This is a genomic window from Streptomyces sp. NPDC055078 (genome assembly GCF_053607985.1).
The window spans coordinates 1-16075 of record NZ_JBSGUP010000119.1 but is presented as its reverse complement, the minus strand read 5'-3'; the positions used below and the strand labels follow the sequence as shown (position 1 = coordinate 16075).

Sequence of the window (16075 nt, the reverse complement as noted above, 5' to 3'; positions counted from 1 at the left end):
AACGAGCACGCCAACGAACAAATGACGCGAACGAACAAACGACACGAGGCCGCCCCCGAGTCGGGGGCGGCCTCGTATACGAGCCTGATCAGCGGGTTTCGCGGTGCGCCGTGTGGGCGTTGCAACGCGGGCAGTGCTTCTTCATCTCAAGACGGTCCGGGTTGTTACGCCGGTTCTTCTTGGTGATGTAGTTCCGCTCCTTGCACTCCACGCAGGCCAGCGTGATCTTCGGGCGGACGTCGGTGGCAGCCACGTGAGTGCTCCTTGGACGGACGGATGGACGAACAGGATGAACGCATAAAAGAGTAGCCGATCGGAGGACCGACCCCGCAATCGGCTACTGTGTGTAGCGGTGACCGGACTTGAACCGGTGACACAGCGATTATGAGCCGCTTGCTCTACCGACTGAGCTACACCGCTGCGATACCGGATCTCCTCGTCCGAGGACGAGGATCACCGACATCAGAGCCCCAATACGGAATCGAACCGTAGACCTTCTCCTTACCATGGAGACGCTCTACCGACTGAGCTATTGGGGCGAGCGATGAAGACATTACACGGTCGGTCGCCGATCGCCCAAATCCGTTTCATGGCCTCCTGTCCGGCATCTGTCGAGCATCTGTCCGGCATCGGGCCCGGCTCCAACGGGCGGTGAACGGCCCGCTCCCCGCACCTCGCCGGGCCATCGCCCCGCCCGCCCCGTACACCACCCCGAACCACACCGGTACGACTATTCCGCTCCTCCTCGAAGCATGCCCGCAGCGCCCCTAGGCTCGACTCACGCTGCGTGATCGTGCACCGCGGCCCCTCGGTGCACCTCGGTGGCTCCCGGTGTCTCTCGGTGTCTCTCGGTGTCCCGGTGTCCCCGTCACGCGGTTCCCCGCCCGACCGCCCCCGCAGGAGCGCGATGCCCGACAGCCAGCCGCAGCACCCCGGTGGCTCGACCGCCGACACCACCGCGCTGCTGCTCCGCGGCGCCCGGCTGACGGACGGCCGCACCGTCGACGTAAGGATCGGCGGCGGGCGCATCGAAGCGGTCGGGACGGCCGGCAGTCTCACCCCGCTCTCCGCGCGGGTGGATCTGAGCGGCTATCTGCTGCTGCCCGCCCCGGCCGAACCGCACGCCCACGGCGACACCGCGCTGACCGCGGACTGCCCCGGCCCCGTCTCGTACGGCCTGGAGGACGTCCAGCGGCGCACCACCCAGGCCGCGCTCCTGCAACTCGGCCACGGGGCCACGGCGCTGCGTTCGCATGTACGGATCGGAGACGTCCACGGCCTCGGCCCGCTGGAGGCGGTCCTCCAGGCGCGGCGCTCGCTGCGCGGGCTCGCCGATCTGACGGCCGTCGCCGTGCCGAGGCTGCTGACGGGTGTGGCGGGCGCGGAGGGCCTGGCGATGCTGCGCGACGCGGTGAAGATGGGCGCGGCGGTCGTGGGCGGCTGTCCGGACGCCGACCCCGATCCCGCCGGGTACGCAGAGGCCGTCCTCGATATGGCGGCCGAACACGGGTGCCCCGTGGATCTGCATACGCACGGTGACGACCCGGCCCGCCTCACCCGGCTGGCGGCGATGGCGGGCGGGCTGCGCCAGGGGGTGGCGATCGGGCCGTGCGCGGGGCTCGCCCGGCTGCCGCACGAGGTGGCCGTGAAGGTCGCGGACCGGCTCGCGACGGCCGGTGTCACGGTGGTCGCCCTGCCGCAGGGCGGCTGTGGCGCGCTGGAGCAGCGGGGCAGCGCGCCCGTACGCCTGCTGCGCGCGGCCGGGGTGCGGGTCGCGGCGGGCAGCGGGGCCCTGCGGGACGTGTCGAACCCGGTGGGGCGCGGCGATCCGCTGGAGGCGGCGTATCTGCTCGCCTCCCAGGGCGGTCTGCGGCCCGAGGACGCCTACGGAACGGTCGCGGCTCAGGCACGGGCCGCGATGGGACTGCCGGAGGTACGGGTGGAGGCCGGGTTCCCCGCCGAACTGCTGGCGGTACGGGGTGAGCGGATCGCGGGTGTGCTGTCGCTGGCGTACAGCCGGATCGTCATCCACCGGGGGCGAGTGGTGGCGCGGACCAGCGCGGTGCGGGAGTACTGCGACTCGGCGGTGGCGGTGGCGCTCGAACTGCCGCGCCAGGCCCGTCCGTGACGCGCTCTGCCACGCGTCCGCGGCACGCCGCGGTCCCTATGGGGCGCACTGCGGGACTTCTGCGGCCCCTATGGGGCGCACTGCGGGGACTCCACGGTGCCTCAGCGGTGTCCATGCGGTGTCCATGCGGCGTCCATGCGGCGCTCCCCGGACCGGTCCCGACCGGTCCCGACCGGCCATGGCCGGTCCTGGTATGCGGCGAAGTCGGCGCCGCGGACGTACGGTCGTAGACATGCGCATGGTTATCGCTGGAGGACACGGTCAGATCGCACTCCGGCTGGAGAGGCTGCTCTCGGCGGGCGGACACGAGGTGGCGGGCATCATCCGCGACCCGGGGCAGAGCGCTGACCTGCGGGAGGCGGGTGCCGAGCCGGTCGTCCTGGACCTGGAGTCGGCCTCCGTGGCGGAGGTCGCGGAGGTCCTGAGGGGCGCCGATGTCGCGGTCTTCGCGGCGGGCGCGGGTCCGGGCAGCGGTGTGGCCCGCAAGGACACGGTGGACCGGGGCGCGGCCGTACTGTTCGCGGACGCCGCGGAACAGGCGGGCGTACGCCGGTATCTCGTCGTCTCCTCGATGGGCGCGGACGCGGCGCACCAGGGCGATGAGGTCTTCGACCTCTATCTGCGGGCGAAGGGCGCGGCGGACGACGACGTACGGTCCCGTTCCGGCCTCGACTGGACGATTCTGCGCCCGGGGTCGCTCACGAACGACGCGGGCACCGGTCTCGTCCGGCTGAAGGCGTCGACGGAGCGCGGTTCGGTGCCGCGCGACGATGTGGCGGCGGTGCTGGCCGAGTTGGCCGAGACGGCGTCCACGGCCGGCCTCACACTGGAGCTGATCAGCGGTTCGGTGCCGGTGACGGTCGCGGTGAAGGACATCGCGGGGAACTGAGGGGCACGGAGGCCCTGTTGCCCGGATCCACATCAGGACCCCCGTTGGCCGGGAATGCCCAGACGGAACTGGACCTTGCGGCCGGCCGACTGAACCCTGCGGGGCCCGGCGCCGGACCCGAGGGCTCGGAGGCACGGCCCCGGACGGGGGCACGGCGCGCGGTGCTCGGGGCCGCCGAACGCTATCGCGCAGGCCGGCCCGCTCAACGCCGGTGGCCCCGCGTCATCCCCCGACTGCCGCCGTGGCGTCGTCCTCGGCAGAGGCCGCGAAGACGGGGTGGGCCTCACCCGCCCACACCCGGTGGAGCCGTCGGATGGCCGCGATATCGTCCAGGTCCTTGGGTCGGCCGGCGGCGATCTTCCACCGCAGTACGTCTCCGAGGCGCATGAACGGAACTCCGTCTATGACATCGGCCTCGTCGATCAGCTGATCGCTGGACCAGCCGGGTGTCCAGCGGTCCATGATCTCGATCGCCGCGTCCGGATGGACGACCCGCAGGCCATGACCGGAAATCGTTGGCTCCGGGTCGCCGAGGGTGAGGGCCTTCTCCCAGGCCGCCCCTCTCGCGAGGATGTCGAGATCCCCCATACGCGGACGCAGCCCCCGGACATACAGCGCGGCGGAACCACACACCACATAGTCGTTCCGGGGGAGTTGGATGGCGGCCAAGGCGGAGAAAAGGCCGTCGGCATCGCTCAGGATCATGCGTTTCCTCGCTCGGCGATACGGTGAACCGACAGTACGTCAGTGGGGCATCGTACGGGCTCCCCGGCGGCCACTCGCGCAGGCCGGACCAGGGGTCGCCCCGGAGCACCCGGGCCGCTGGTTCGCCCCCGCCCAGGAGACCGCCCAGGAAGATCACCCCCGGGTCCGGTCCGGAGGCCGTCCACACCAGGGCGGGCACCAGTGCCGAGGCGGCCGGATACCGAGGTGACGGGGCACGGATGGTCTCCGGGCAGCGCCGACGACGATGGCCCCCGATCCGCGTTTCCGCAGATCAGGGGCCATCGTTATCGCGTGGCGGCGCCAGGATTCGAACCTGGGTAGGCTAAGCCGACGGATTTACAGTCCGCTCCCATTGGCCACTCGGGCACACCGCCATGGGATATCGCCTGGAGAAGGGCCGCCGATAGCGGCGCTCCGTGGCAACGACGTAAACGATACCCGATGCCCGGGGGTGCTCCGCCACCGGATTGATCAGCCCTCGGGACCCGTACGGGTGGCTAGGCTTGACCGTGCGGTTCGGGGACTCCGGCCGCGTCTCCAGCACCCGATTCAAGGAGCCACAGGACATGGCCGACTCCAGTTTCGACATTGTCTCGAAGGTCGAGCGGCAGGAGGTCGACAACGCCCTCAACCAGACCGCGAAGGAGATCTCCCAGCGCTACGACTTCAAGAACGTCGGGGCGTCGATCGCCTGGTCCGGCGAGAAGATCCTTATGCAGGCGAACTCCGAGGACCGGGTCGCCGCGATCCTCGATGTGTTCCAGTCCAAGCTGATCAAGCGCGGGATCTCGTTGAAGGCGCTCGACACAGGCGAGCCCCAGCTGTCCGGCAAGGAGTACAAGATCTTCGCGTCGATCGTGGAGGGGATCTCCCAGGAGAACGCCAAGAAGGTGGCGAAGATCATCCGTGACGAGGGCCCGAAGGGCGTCAAGGCCCAGGTCCAGGGCGAGGAACTGCGCGTCAGTTCCAAGAGCCGGGACGACCTTCAGTCGGTGCAGGCCCTGCTCAAGGGGCAGGACTTCGACTTCGCCCTCCAGTATGTGAACTACCGCTGAACCGCTCCACCGGCTCAGCCCCTGGTCCGGCCGGTGCTGGCGGCCCGGCTGGTCCTGGCGGTCCGGGCGGTTCGCTCGGCTCGGGCGCCGATGGGCGCGGGGCGCGTGGGTACGCCCGCCGGTCCGCGCCCGGCTGGGAGCGGTGACGGGCCGCTCGGGGCCGGACTGGCGGTCGGGGGCGTTGGGGTCGGGCGCGATGTCCGATTGCCGCCAGCTTCGGCGGGGCGGGCGGCACAGAATCGTAGGCGCAGGGCGCAGAACACGCCACGAGGACGCGAGGAGAGGAACGAGCCATGACCGCCATGACGGTCTATTCGACCATCGACAGCCCGCTGGGCGAATTGCTGCTGGTCGGCAGGGAGTCCGCCACCGCGCAGGGCGGCACCGCGCTCGCCTCGCTCTCGCTGCCGGGCCAGAAGGGCGCCGCCGTCGTCGAGGACGGCTGGCAGCGCGACCCGGCCGCCTTCGCGTCGGCCGCCCATCAGCTGACCTCGTACTTCGAGGGGGAACTGAGGCATTTCGAGCTGGAGTACCTGGACGGTGGCACGGAGTTCCAGCGGCGGGTCTGGCGGGCACTGGAGGAGATTCCCTACGGGGCGACGGCGACCTACGGGGAGATCGCCCAGCGGGTCGGCACGCCGGGGGCGGGAGTACGGGCCGTGGGGACCGCGATCGGGCGCAATCCGCTGCTGGTGGTGCGGCCCTGCCACCGGGTGATCGGCGCGGACGGTGCCCTTCGTGGCTACGCGGGCGGGCTGGAGCGCAAGGAAAGGCTCCTGGCCCTGGAGGGCGTACCGACGTCATGACCGGTGCGGCCCTCTTTCCCCGGGAACCGGCTGTGATCACCCCCGGCGCTGTGCATATGCCGGGGTGGCTGCCGCTGGAGCGGCAGCGGGAACTGGTCGACGCCTGCCGCTCCTGGGCGCGCGGACCGGTACCGATCCGGCACACCGTCCTCCCCGGCGGCGGGGTGATGTCCGTACGAACGGTGTGTCTGGGCTGGCACTGGCGGCCCTATCACTACACCCGGACCGCCGACGATGTGAACGGCGCCCGGGTCGCCGCCCTCCCCGACTGGCTGGTGGAGCTGGGCCGCAGCGCGCTGGCCGAGGCGTATGCAGAGGGCAGGGCTCCTGAGCGGGACGCCGGGGTCCCGGACGGGGCGGCTGACTCGGGTGGGGCGGAGGGCCCGGATGAGGCGGGGAGCCCGGATGAGGCGGGGCAGCGGTACTCCCCCGACACCGCGCTGATCAACTTCTATGACGGCGCCGCCCGGATGGGGATGCACCAGGACAAGGAGGAGCAGTCCACCGCGCCGGTGGTCTCACTGAGCATCGGCGACAGCTGCGTTTTCCGGTTCGGCAACACCCGGACCCGCGGTCGTCCTTACACCGATGTGGAGTTGATGTCCGGGGACCTGTTCGTCTTCGGCGGCCCGGCGCGCTTCGCGTACCACGGCGTACCGAAGGTGCTTCCCGGGACGGCCGATCCGGCGACGGGACTGCGGGGCGGGCGCCTGAACATCACACTGCGTGAGACCGGTCTGCCCGGGTGAACCGAGTCTCCACAAAGCGGCCCGGCACCGGCCCCCCGGCTGGACTGTGCTGTTCCGTCAGCGGGAGCGGGAGTGCCCGAACAGCAGCCGGTAGGCGATCAGCAGCACCAGGGAGCCACCTATCGCGGCCACCCAGGTGGTCCCGTCGTAGAACTCCTTGGTGTACGGCCGGTCCAGGAAGCGAGCCGCGATCCAGCCGCCGAGGGAGGCACCGATGACGCCGATGACCGTGGTGCCGATCAGACCGCCGGGGTCGCGCCCCGGGAGCAGGATCTTGGCTATCCCACCGGCGAGCAGCCCGAGAATGATCCAGCTGATGATGCTCATGCCGTGAACCTGCCTTTCGTACGGTGTCGTCTGGAGGACGCCCTGGGGACGGAACCCGGTTGCGCATGCTCAGTAAGGTGCGGCGCATGGCACAGCAGCTGAGGCGTTCGCTCGGGGTCTTCGACGCGGTGGTGATCGGGCTCGGGTCGATGGTCGGGGCGGGCATCTTCGTGGCGCTGGGACCTGCGGCACTGGCCGCAGGGTCGGGGCTGCTGCTGGGTCTGGCACTCGCCGCGGTGGTCGCGTACTGCAATGCCATGTCGTCTGCCCGCCTCGCCGCCCGCTATCCGGTATCGGGGGGAACCTATGTCTACGCGCGGGAACGGCTCGGCGCGTTCTGGGGGTATCTGGCCGGCTGGGCGTTCATCGCCGGGAAGACCGCGTCCTGTGCGGCGATGGCGCTGACGGTCGGCGCGTATGTCTGGCCGGAGCGGGCACATGCCGTCGCGGTCGCGGCGGTGGTCGCGCTGACTGCCGTGAACTACGGCGGAGTACGGAAGTCGGCGTGGCTGACGCGGGCGGTCGTGGCGGTGGTGCTGGCTGTGCTCGCGGCGGTGATCGTCTCCTCTCTCGGCTCGGGCTCGGCCGACTTCGGGCGGTTGGAGTGGGGGACGGACGCCGGGTGGGGTGGTGTGCTTGAGGCGGCCGGGCTGCTGTTCTTCGCGTTCGCGGGGTTCGCCCGGATCACCACACTCGGCGAGGAGGTGCGCGATCCGGCTCGGACGATCCCCCGCGCCGTCCCGCTGGCGCTGGGTGTCGCGCTGGTCGTCTATCTGGGTGTCGCGGTCTCGGTCCTCTCTGTGCTGGGCGCCGGGGAGCTGGGCCGGGCGGCGGCTCCGCTGGCCGATGCCGCGCGGGCGGCGGACGCGGACTGGCTGGTGCCGGTGGTGCGGGTGGGTGCCGCCGTGGCGGCGCTCGGGTCCTTGCTCGCGCTGATCCTCGGTGTCTCGCGAACGACGCTCGCCATGGCCCGGGACGGCCATCTGCCGGCCACGCTCGCTGATGTGCATCCACGCTTCCGGGTACCCCACCACGCGGAGCTCGCGGTGGGGGCGGTCGTCGCGGTGGTGGCCGCGACGGCGGATGCACGCGGGGCGATCGGCTTCTCGTCGTTCGGAGTGCTTCTCTACTACACCCTGGCCAACGCCTCGGCCTGGACGCTCGGTTCCGGACCCAGTGGTGATACACCCGTTCGAGTGACGGACCGGAGTGCGACGGCCACCGGATTGATCCGGGTGACGGCCGGCTGCGGAGTGCTGGGGTGCCTGGTGCTCGCCTTCTCCCTGCCGGTGTCCTCGGTCGCGGCGGGAGTCGCCGTGGTGGGCGTGGGGGCGGCGGTGTACCGCGTACGGAAGGACGCGCGGCCCCGGCCGGGGGATGCCGGGGACTGACCCGGTCGGGCCGGAGAGCGACCGGTGAAGCTGGGGACTGACCCGGTAAGGCCGGGGAGGGAGCCGGTGAGGCTGGAGAGGAACCTGGTCCGGGCCGCGAGCACGCACCGCTGGCCGAAGCCCGGGAGCCAGGCCCCGGGGCCCGGGGCCCGGTGCGAGACCCCGGCTCCGGGCCCGCCGTCCGGCCCGGAGGCCACGCCCCGCTGCCCGCTCGACCCGTTCTGGCTCTACCGAGCCTGACTGCCGTAGGGAGGCTGACGGCCGGGCCGAGCCCGGCGGCACGGTCGGTTTCGGGTCAGCGGGCGGCGAAGGGCTGGTCCGTCGGAACGATTTCCTTGCCGAGCGGCATCAGCGAGACCGGAATCAGCTTGAAGTTCGCGATGCCCAGCGGGATACCGATGATCGTGACGCACAGGACAATGCCGGTGACGACATGGCCGAGCGCCAGCCACCAGCCGGCGAGGATCAGCCAGAGCACATTGCCGATGCACGACGCCGTGCCCGCGTCCCGGCGGTCGACCACCGTGTAGCCGAAGGGCCAGAGGGCGTAGACGCCGATCCGGAAGGCCGCCAGGCCGAAGGGGATCCCGATGATCGTGATACAGAGCAGCACGCCCGCGAACAGATAGCCGAGGAACATCCAGAAGCCGCACAGAACGAGCCATACAACGTTCAGAATTGTCTTCATGGTCGGCGACCTGCCATCTGTTCGAGTCGGGCGATGCGCTCCGCCATGGGCGGGTGCGTCGAAAACATCTTCGTAAGACTCTTACCCGGCCGGAAGGGATTCACGATCATCATGTGACTCGCGGTCTCCAGCCGGGGCTCGGGCGGCAGGGGCAGTTGCTTCGTACCGGCTTCGAGCTTGCGCAGGGCGCTCGCGAGGGCCAGCGGGTCGCCGGTGAGCTGGGCGCCCGAGGCGTCCGCCTCGTACTCCCGCGAGCGGGAGACGGCGAGCTGGATGATGGAGGCGGCCACCGGGCCGAGAATCATGATCAACAGCATTCCGGCGATGCCCGGGCCGTCGTCGTCGGAGCGGCCCACGGGGATCAGCCAGGCGAAGTTCACCAGGAACATGACCACGGAGGCGAGGGCTCCGGCGACCGAGGAGATCAGGATGTCGCGGTTGTAGACATGGCTGAGCTCATGGCCGATGACTCCGCGCAGCTCACGCTCGTCGAGTATCCGGAGGATTCCCTCGGTGCAGCAGACTGCAGCATTGCGCGGATTGCGGCCGGTGGCGAACGCATTGGGGGCCTGGGTCGGCGAGATGTACAGCCGGGGCATGGGCTGGCGGGCGGCGGTGGAGAGCTCGCGGACCAAGCGGTAGAGCGCGGGAGCCTCGAACTCGCTCACCGGGCGGGCGCGCATGGCACGCAGCGCGAGCTTGTCGCTGTTCCAGTAGGCATACGCGTTGGTCGCGAGCGCCACGAAGAGCGCGACGATCAGCCCCGTACGGCCGAAGAAGCTGCCGATGACGAGGATGATCGCGGACAGAGCGCCGAGGAGTACGGCGGTCTTGAGCCCATTGTGCCGGCGGTGCACGGTACGCCCTCCAAGTAGTGCGGCAGGGGACCCTTTGCGTGGTGCTGCGTGGTGGTGCTCCACTGTTCAGTGGACCCTTCTGTACTGGTCAACGCCAGGCGAAGGACGCTAGTTCCCTTGTGCTCCGGGCCCTGGGCTGGGCCGTACGGGTGAGGGCTCAGAAGAGGCTGGTCGCCGCGAAGCGGAGCACCAGCTGGGGGTAGCCGGACAGCGCGACACCGGTGACGGCGGTCAGGGCGATGGCCACGGTGACCGGAGCGGGTGCGGCCAGGAGGGTGCGCCCGCGCACCGGCCGCGTGCCGCCCGCTTCGGCCTCCGCCGCTGCCGGGGCACGGAAGAGGAGCGCAGTCCACCGCAGGTAGTAATAGAGGGCGATCACGACATTGACGCCCATGACGACGGCCAGCCAGCCCAGGCCCGCGTCGACGGCCGAGGAGAAGACGGTCACCTTGGCGAAGAGACCGATGATGCCCGGCGGCAGTCCGGCCAGGCAGAGCAGGAAGAAGGCGAGGGTGAGTGCGGTGAGCGGGCGGGTGGCGTACAGGCCCCGGTAGTCGGCGATCCGGTTCAGCGGCCGGGTGCGGGCGACGAGCGCCGCCACCGCGAAGGCGCCGAGGTTCACGACGGCGTACATGAGGGCGTACGCGACAGTCGAGCCGATCTGGTCGTCGCTGGAGTAGGCGGCCGCCGCGATCGGGACCAGGATGTACCCGGCCTGAGCCACGGAGGACCAGGCCAGCAGCCGTACCGCGCTCCACGCGCGCGTGGCCGACTGCCGCAGGGCGGCGGCATTGCCCACCGTCATGGTGATCGCGGCGAGGACGGCGATCGCGGGGCCCCAGACATCGGCGTATCCGGGGAAGGCGATGACGGTCACCAGGATGAGACCGGAGAAGCCGACCGCCTTCCCGACGACGGAGAGGTAGGCGGCGATGGGCAGCGGTGCGCCCACATAGGTGTCGGGAACCCAGAAGTGGAAGGGCGCGGCGGCCGTCTTGAAGGCGAATCCGATGAGGGTCAGCGCGACGCCCGCCTTGGCGAGAGTGTCCAGCTGGTCACTGACCTTGCCCAGCTCGGCGGCGATCCGGGTGAGGTGGAGGCTGCCCGTCGTGGCGTAAACGAAGCTCACGCCGAGGAGGGTGACGGCCGTCGCGGTGACCGATGAGAGGAAGAACTTCAGCGCCGCCTCACTGGAGAGCCGGTCGCCGCGCCGCATCCCGACCAGCGCGAACGCGGGCAGCGAGGCCACTTCGAGGGCGACGACGAGAGTGGCGAGATCCCGGGACGCGGGCAGCAGCGCGGCTCCCGCGGCGGAGGAGAGCAGCAGGAACCAGAACTCGCCCGCGGGGAGCTTCTCGTCGGTGTCGTGGAGCGAGAGGAGCGCCGTGAGGAGTGCGCCGCCGAGTACCAGGAGCTGAATGGCCAGCGTGAAGTGGTCCGCGGTGTAGCTGCAGGTGTCGGCGTCGGTGGTGAGGCAGAACGTCCGGCGGTCGCCCTCGATGAGCGGTACGAGGGTGATCAGCGCGGCGACCAGGCCGGCGATCGCGCCGAAGCCCAGCAGTCGCTTGTGCTTCTTCGGCACGAAGAGATCGGCGACCAGGATCAGCAGGGCCACCACCGCGGTGATGGTCGGCGGGGCGATCGTGAGCCAGTCGACGGACTGGACGAGGTTGACGAGACCTGTGGTGTCGTCGGGGCCGAGAGTGCCGGAAGTGCCGGGTGCGTCGGATGCGGCCGGCAGGGCGGCGGCACCGGCGGCACTCGCGGCGCTCGCGGCGCTCGCGGCGCTCTCAAGGGCGGCCATGGTCACGACTTGCCTCCTGCGAGGAGCTTCTGCACGGCCGGGTCGGTGAGGCCGAGGAGGACCGCGGGCCACAGTCCGGCGAGGACGGTGAGGGCGACGAGGGGGCTCCAGGCGGCGAACTCGTACGGCTGAATGTCGGCGAACGGCTCGGCCCGCTCCTTCGGCCCCGGCACGCCCATGCAGACGCGGCGGACGACGATCAGGAGGTACGCGGCGGTGAGCAGCGTGCCGAAGCCGCCGATCACCATGAAGGTGAGGAAGGCGGGGCGGCTGAGGCCGGCCGCGGGGTCGAAGGCGCCGAACAGCGCGAGCATCTCGCCCCAGAATCCGGCGAGGCCGGGGAGCCCGAGGGAGGCGACCGCCGCGAAGGCGAGCAGGCCGCCGAGGCGGGGGGCCCGGCCGTAGAGTGCGGCGCCGGTGGCCCCGGCGAGGGTGTCGATGTCGGCGGTGCCGTAACGGTCCTTGAGTGCTCCGACCAGGAAGAAGAGCAGTCCGGTGATCAGGCCGTGGGCGATGTTGGCGAACAGTGCGCCGTTGACGCCGGTCGGGGTCATCGTCGCGATGCCGAGGAGGACGAAGCCCATGTGGCCGACGGAGGAGTAGGCGATCAGCCGCTTGAGGTCACCGCTCGCGCCCCGCTTGGCGAGGGCGAGGCAGGCGAGGGATCCGTAGATGATGCCGACGACCGCGAAGGCGGCGAGATAGGGCGCGAAGGTCCGCATTCCCTCGGGCGCGATGGGCAGAACGATCCGGACGAACCCGTACGTACCCATCTTCAGCAGGACTCCGGCCAGCAGGACGGACCCTACGGTCGGGGCGGCGGTGTGCGCGTCCGGCAGCCAGCTGTGCAGCGGCCACATCGGGGTCTTCACCGCGAGGCCGACACCGATCGCCAGAACGGCGATGACCTGCGTGGATGCGGTCAGTCCCCGGCCGTTGTCAGTGGCGAGTGCCACCATGTCGAATGTGCCGGTCTTCAGCCCGATCAGCAGCAGGCCGAGCAGCATGACGACGGAGCCGAGCAGGGTGTAGAGGATGAACTTCCAGGCGGCGTGCCTCCGGGCTTCGCCGCCCCAGCGGGCGATGAAGAAGTACATCGGGATGAGCACCATCTCGAACGCCAGGAAGAACAGCAGCAGATCGAGGACGGCGAAGGTCGCCAGCATCCCCGATTCGAGGACGAGCAGCAGGGCGACAAATGCCTTCGGGGAGGGGCCGCTCGGCATCTTGTAGTAGCTGTACAGCGCGCAGAGGAAGGTCAGCAGCGCGGTCAGGACCAGAAGGGGGAGGGAAATGCCGTCGACACCGAGGTGGATGCGCACATTGAGCGCGGGGATCCAGCTGATGTCCGTCGTGGCCTGCATCCTCGACGGGCGGTCGTGGTCGAACCCGATGAGCAGGATGATCGCGGCCGCCAGCACCGCGCCGGTGACGGTCACACCATGGCGCAGGACCGCCTGGTCGGGGCTCTTGCCGCGCAGTCCGGGCGGGGCGGGCAGCAGCGCGGCCACGGCGCCCAGGAGCGGGCCGGCGACGATGAACGCGAGAAGGAACTGCATCACGGACTCGCTGATATCGATCACGGCTCACGATCCCGCGTTGGCGTTGGAGAGGACGACGGCGGCGACGGCCAGGACGACGGAGCCCGCGAGCAGCGCGCCGAGGTAGGTCTGCACATTGCCGGTCTGGGCGCGCCGTACCAGCAGCCCCAGCCAGTTGGTGCCCGTGCCCGTGCCGCGCACATAGGTGTCGACGACCTCGCGGTCGAGGAAGCGGACGAGTTCGGCGGCGGCCTGGACGGGGCGGACGAACAGCACGTGGTAGACGGCGTCGAGGTGGAAGCCGGAGGTCGCGTGGCGGTGCAGCGGACCCAGCAGCATTCGGCCGGGGTCCGCAGGGTCGGGGGCCGCCGCGATGTCTCCGTAGGCCGGGGTGTGGGCGGCCACGGCTTCGGACTCGACCACCGAGGGTGCCGCGTCCGGGTGGGCGACGACCGCTTCGGCAGGTGTCAGCGCGGCGAGGGCGCCCGCGCGGTGGCGCAGGGAGCGCCAGGCGCCGTAGGTGAGCAGTCCGCCGGCGAGGGCGGCGCCGGTACCGAGGACGGCGGTGGTCAGGGTGGGGGCGAGGCTCTGGCCGTCGAACCAGTCGTCGAAGTAGCCGAAGGTCAGTCCGAAGCCGAGGGAGGGGATGGCGAGCAGCCACAGCACGGAGGTCATGGCCAGGGGCTCGCGGCCGTGGTCGGGGGCTTCGGCTCCGCGACCGCGGAAGGCGAGCAGCCACAGACGGGTCGCGTACGCGGCGGTGAGCAGGGCGGTCAGCAGACCGGCGACAAGCACCGTCCAGCCCGCGGCGCCGGGGGCGACGGTGGAGTCACCGAGCGCGCTGTGCTCGGCGGCGACGAGGACGGCTTCCTTGGAGAAGAAGCCCGCGAAGGGAGGGATGGCGGCGAGGGCGAACAGGGCGACGGTCATCGTCCAGTACGCGTCGGGGATACGCCGGGGCAGGCCGCTCATCCGGGACATGGCGGCCAGTGAGTTGGTGCCGGCGGCATGGATGACCACACCGGCCGCGAGGAAGAGCAGCGCCTTGAAGGCGCCGTGGGAAAGGAGGTGGAAGACGGCGGCGCCGCGGTCCCCGACCGCCAGGGCGCCCGTCATATAGCCGAGTTGGCCGATGGTCGAGTAGGCGAGGACGCGTTTGATGTCGTCCTGGGCGAGCGCGGCGAGCCCGGAGCCGACCATGGTGATCGCGGCCATCACGGCGAGGACAGTGAGGGCAGCGGCGGAGGCGGCGAAGAGCGGGAGGAGCCGGGCCACGAAGTAGACACCCGCCGCGACCATCGTCGCGGCGTGGATCAGCGCGGAGACGGGGGTGGGGCCCGCCATCGCGTCGGGCAGCCAGGTGTGGAGCGGGAACTGCGCCGACTTGCCCGCCACACCGGCGAGGAGCAGCAGCGCCACCAGGGTGGGGTGATCGATCCCGCCCGCCGCGACGGCATCGAGGATTCCGGTGATCCGGAAGGTGCCGGCGTCGGTGGCGAGAGCGAACAGACCGATCAGAAAGGGGACATCGCCGAGCTTGGTGACGAGGAACGCCTTGAGGGAGGCGGCGCGCGCCTCGGGCGTCTCCCAGTAGTGGCCGACGAGGAAGTACGAGCAGATGCCCATGATCTCCCAGCCGACCAGGAGCACCATCAGGTCACCGGAGTAGACGACGAGCAGCATCGCGGCGGTGAAGAGGGAGACGAGAGCCGCATAGGAGGGGTAGCGGGGGTCGTCGCGCAGATAGGCCGTCGAGTAGATCTGCACGCAGGAGGCGACGACGGCGACCAGGACGGCGACCAGGACGGCGAAGCCGTCGAGGTACAGGGCGAGGTCGATGGGGACCGACCCGGTCGGGGTGAGCTGGGTGGCGGCGTCGATCGGCTTCCCACCGCCCTGCCGCACGGCGACCACGACCGCGAGCGCGGCCGAGGCCAGGGCGGGCAGGACGGCCAGCGGCCGTACGAAACCGGGCGCGATCCGGCCGAGGAGCAGTCCGGCCGCCGCGCCCAGAAAGGGAAGGAGAGGGACGAGGACGGCGAGGGTCGTGGTGGTCACGGGGTGGCCTCAGCCTTCTGCGCCGGGGCGGTTCCGTCGGGAATGGCGGTCGCGTCGGGGGCGTCGGGGGTGCTGTCGTGGCCCTCGGCGGTGTCACGGAGCCGGTCGATGTCCGACGTGCCGCGATTGCGGTAGACCATCAGGACGATGGAGAGACCGATGCCGATCTCGGCCGCCGCGATGGCGATGGTGAAGAGGGTGAGTGCCTGGCCCGAGTGGAGGGTGTCGCGCAGCCAGACGTCGAAGGCGACGAGGTTGAGGTTGACGGCGTTGAGCATCAGCTCGACGGACATCAGGACCAGGATCGCGTTGCGGCGGGCGAGGACGCCGTACAGGCCGACGCAGAAGAGGAGGACGGAGAGTACGGCGGGATAGGCGAGGTGCATCAGCTCTCCCCCTCGGGGTCCGGCTGGGAGTCCGTGCCGGTGGCGGCGGCGCGCTTGCGGGAGAGCACGATCGCGCCCACGAGGGCGGACAGCAGCAGTACGGAGAGGGCCTCGAAGGGCAGCACCCAGTGCCGGAACAGGATCTCGCCGGACACCTTGGTGGAGCCCTGGGCCGGTCCGTCCAGGTCGATCCAGGTGGTACGGAACGCGTCCACGACCACCCAGACCAGGGCCGCGGCGGCGCTGGCGGCCACGGTCAGGGCGACCCGGCGATTGCCGGAGTCGGCGTCCGGTGAGCGCCCGATGGGCGCCTTGGTGAGCATCAGCCCGAAGAGAAGGAGGACGACCACGGAACCGACGTAGATCAGGACCTGCACCCAGGCGATGAACTCCGCCGTCAGGAGCAGATATTCGACGGCGAGGCCGCCGAGCGCCACCACCAGCCAGAGGGCGGCGTGCACCAGTTGCCTGGTGGTGACCGTCATGACGGCCGCGCCGAGGGTGGCGAGTCCGACGAGGAGGAAGGCGATCTCGACGCCGGTCGGCGAGAGGAAGCCCTGGGTTTCGGCGGTGATCATCATGCCGGGCCTTCCTCACCCGTGGGCGGGGTGCCTGGGCGGCGGCGGGGGGTTTCCGGGCCCTCCGGGCCCGGGGTGCCGGCGCCGGGGGG

16 protein-coding genes and 3 tRNA genes are annotated in these 16075 nt (G+C 70.7%); 6 read left to right on the top strand and 13 right to left on the bottom strand.

Annotated elements, in window-relative coordinates:
* Positions 1-88: 88 nt before the first annotated feature.
* The 3 genes from rpmG to ACWF94_RS13295 all read right to left on the bottom strand — a co-directional run bounded on the left by rpmG (position 89) and on the right by ACWF94_RS13295 (position 539).
* Entirely contained in the window at positions 89-253 is a 165-nt protein-coding gene (gene rpmG / locus ACWF94_RS13305; protein WP_003948671.1) for a 50S ribosomal protein L33, read from the bottom strand.
* A gap of 94 nt (positions 254-347) precedes the next feature.
* Positions 348-420 (bottom strand) — tRNA-Met (locus ACWF94_RS13300).
* Between the two features lie 46 nt (positions 421-466).
* Positions 467-539, bottom strand: a tRNA-Thr gene (locus tag ACWF94_RS13295).
* A gap of 368 nt (positions 540-907) precedes the next feature.
* Here ACWF94_RS13295 and ACWF94_RS13290 point away from each other — a divergent pair.
* Together ACWF94_RS13290 and ACWF94_RS13285 are read left to right on the top strand one after the other, a co-directional pair.
* Positions 908-2128, top strand: coding sequence for an amidohydrolase family protein (locus tag ACWF94_RS13290; RefSeq protein ID WP_453487463.1), 1221 nt, complete (start codon positions 908-910; stop codon positions 2126-2128).
* Between the two features lie 232 nt (positions 2129-2360).
* Positions 2361-3017, top strand: a complete 657-nt coding sequence (locus ACWF94_RS13285; RefSeq protein ID WP_453487462.1) for an SDR family oxidoreductase — start codon at positions 2361-2363, stop codon at positions 3015-3017.
* 222 nt (positions 3018-3239) lie between these two features.
* Here ACWF94_RS13285 and ACWF94_RS13280 read toward each other — a convergent pair whose 3' ends face one another.
* The gene (locus ACWF94_RS13280) at positions 3240-3722 is read right to left on the bottom strand and encodes a hypothetical protein (protein ID WP_453487461.1); all 483 of its coding nucleotides are present in this window, start codon (positions 3720-3722) and stop codon (positions 3240-3242) included.
* Positions 3723-4035: 313 nt separating this feature from the next.
* Positions 4036-4117: transfer RNA gene (locus ACWF94_RS13275), tRNA-Tyr, on the bottom strand.
* A 192-nt stretch (positions 4118-4309) separates the two neighbouring features.
* Here ACWF94_RS13275 and ACWF94_RS13270 point away from each other — a divergent pair.
* From ACWF94_RS13270 to ACWF94_RS13260, 3 genes are all read left to right on the top strand, one after another.
* Complete coding sequence (locus ACWF94_RS13270; RefSeq protein WP_453487460.1) at positions 4310-4798, top strand: YajQ family cyclic di-GMP-binding protein; 489 nt, start codon at positions 4310-4312, stop codon at positions 4796-4798.
* Positions 4799-5100: 302 nt separating this feature from the next.
* Complete coding sequence (locus tag ACWF94_RS13265) at positions 5101-5604, top strand: methylated-DNA--[protein]-cysteine S-methyltransferase (RefSeq protein WP_453487465.1); 504 nt, start codon at positions 5101-5103, stop codon at positions 5602-5604.
* Entirely contained in the window at positions 5601-6353 is a 753-nt protein-coding gene (locus ACWF94_RS13260; RefSeq protein ID WP_453487459.1) for an alpha-ketoglutarate-dependent dioxygenase AlkB family protein, read from the top strand. Before ACWF94_RS13265 ends, ACWF94_RS13260 begins: the two co-directional genes overlap by 4 nt.
* A 57-nt stretch (positions 6354-6410) precedes the next feature.
* Here ACWF94_RS13260 and ACWF94_RS13255 read toward each other — a convergent pair whose 3' ends face one another.
* Entirely contained in the window at positions 6411-6680 is a 270-nt protein-coding gene (locus ACWF94_RS13255; protein WP_453487458.1) for a GlsB/YeaQ/YmgE family stress response membrane protein, read from the bottom strand.
* Positions 6681-6766: 86 nt separating this feature from the next.
* On the opposite strand from ACWF94_RS13255, the gene ACWF94_RS13250 reads away from it, so the two are divergent.
* Positions 6767-8071 carry an APC family permease gene (locus tag ACWF94_RS13250; protein ID WP_453487457.1) on the top strand — a complete coding sequence of 435 codons (1305 nt, stop codon included), beginning with the start codon at positions 6767-6769 and terminating at the stop codon, positions 8069-8071.
* Between the two features lie 295 nt (positions 8072-8366).
* Here ACWF94_RS13250 and ACWF94_RS13245 read toward each other — a convergent pair whose 3' ends face one another.
* The 7 genes from ACWF94_RS13245 to ACWF94_RS13215 all read right to left on the bottom strand — a co-directional run bounded on the left by ACWF94_RS13245 (position 8367) and on the right by ACWF94_RS13215 (position 15986).
* Positions 8367-8759 (bottom strand): YccF domain-containing protein, encoded by a 393-nt coding sequence (locus tag ACWF94_RS13245; protein ID WP_453487456.1) that lies wholly within the window; start codon positions 8757-8759, stop codon positions 8367-8369.
* A complete protein-coding gene (gene htpX / locus ACWF94_RS13240) occupies positions 8756-9616 on the bottom strand; it encodes a zinc metalloprotease HtpX (RefSeq protein WP_453487455.1) in 861 nt (286 codons plus the stop codon). Before htpX ends, ACWF94_RS13245 begins: the two co-directional genes overlap by 4 nt.
* Positions 9617-9773: 157 nt before the next feature.
* A complete protein-coding gene (locus ACWF94_RS13235; RefSeq protein WP_453487464.1) occupies positions 9774-11420 on the bottom strand; it encodes an NADH-quinone oxidoreductase subunit N in 1647 nt (548 codons plus the stop codon).
* A gap of 2 nt (positions 11421-11422) precedes the next feature.
* Positions 11423-13003: a complex I subunit 4 family protein gene (locus ACWF94_RS13230; protein ID WP_453487454.1), complete on the bottom strand. Its 1581-nt coding sequence runs from the start codon at positions 13001-13003 to the stop codon at positions 11423-11425.
* A gap of 3 nt (positions 13004-13006) precedes the next feature.
* Complete coding sequence (locus ACWF94_RS13225) at positions 13007-15019, bottom strand: NADH-quinone oxidoreductase subunit 5 family protein (protein WP_453487453.1); 2013 nt, start codon at positions 15017-15019, stop codon at positions 13007-13009.
* The gene (nuoK, locus tag ACWF94_RS13220) at positions 15016-15405 is read right to left on the bottom strand and encodes an NADH-quinone oxidoreductase subunit NuoK (protein WP_453487452.1); all 390 of its coding nucleotides are present in this window, start codon (positions 15403-15405) and stop codon (positions 15016-15018) included. The genes ACWF94_RS13225 and nuoK overlap by 4 nt, the downstream gene beginning before the upstream one ends.
* Positions 15405-15986 (bottom strand): NADH-quinone oxidoreductase subunit J family protein, encoded by a 582-nt coding sequence (locus ACWF94_RS13215; RefSeq protein ID WP_453487451.1) that lies wholly within the window; start codon positions 15984-15986, stop codon positions 15405-15407. The genes nuoK and ACWF94_RS13215 overlap by 1 nt, the downstream gene beginning before the upstream one ends.
* Between the last annotated feature and the right edge of the window lie 89 nt (positions 15987-16075).

What these genes read in the sequence shown, in the direction of transcription:
- ACWF94_RS13290 (WP_453487463.1), top strand. Translation starts at nt 908, where the DNA reads ATGCCCGACAGCCAGCCGCAGCACCCCGGTGGCTCGACCGCCGACACC.
- ACWF94_RS13285 (WP_453487462.1), top strand. Translation starts at nt 2,361, where the DNA reads ATGCGCATGGTTATCGCTGGAGGACACGGTCAGATCGCACTCCGGCTG.
- ACWF94_RS13280 (WP_453487461.1), bottom strand. Translation starts at nt 3,722, where the DNA reads ATGATCCTGAGCGATGCCGACGGCCTTTTCTCCGCCTTGGCCGCCATC.
- ACWF94_RS13270 (WP_453487460.1), top strand. Translation starts at nt 4,310, where the DNA reads ATGGCCGACTCCAGTTTCGACATTGTCTCGAAGGTCGAGCGGCAGGAG.
- ACWF94_RS13265 (WP_453487465.1), top strand. Translation starts at nt 5,101, where the DNA reads ATGACGGTCTATTCGACCATCGACAGCCCGCTGGGCGAATTGCTGCTG.
- ACWF94_RS13260 (WP_453487459.1), top strand. Translation starts at nt 5,601, where the DNA reads ATGACCGGTGCGGCCCTCTTTCCCCGGGAACCGGCTGTGATCACCCCC.
- ACWF94_RS13255 (WP_453487458.1), bottom strand. Translation starts at nt 6,680, where the DNA reads ATGAGCATCATCAGCTGGATCATTCTCGGGCTGCTCGCCGGTGGGATA.
- ACWF94_RS13250 (WP_453487457.1), top strand. Translation starts at nt 6,767, where the DNA reads ATGGCACAGCAGCTGAGGCGTTCGCTCGGGGTCTTCGACGCGGTGGTG.
- ACWF94_RS13245 (WP_453487456.1), bottom strand. Translation starts at nt 8,759, where the DNA reads ATGAAGACAATTCTGAACGTTGTATGGCTCGTTCTGTGCGGCTTCTGG.
- ACWF94_RS13235 (WP_453487464.1), bottom strand. Translation starts at nt 11,420, where the DNA reads ATGGCCGCCCTTGAGAGCGCCGCGAGCGCCGCGAGCGCCGCGAGTGCC.
- nuoK (WP_453487452.1), bottom strand. Translation starts at nt 15,405, where the DNA reads ATGCACCTCGCCTATCCCGCCGTACTCTCCGTCCTCCTCTTCTGCGTC.
- ACWF94_RS13215 (WP_453487451.1), bottom strand. Translation starts at nt 15,986, where the DNA reads ATGATGATCACCGCCGAAACCCAGGGCTTCCTCTCGCCGACCGGCGTC.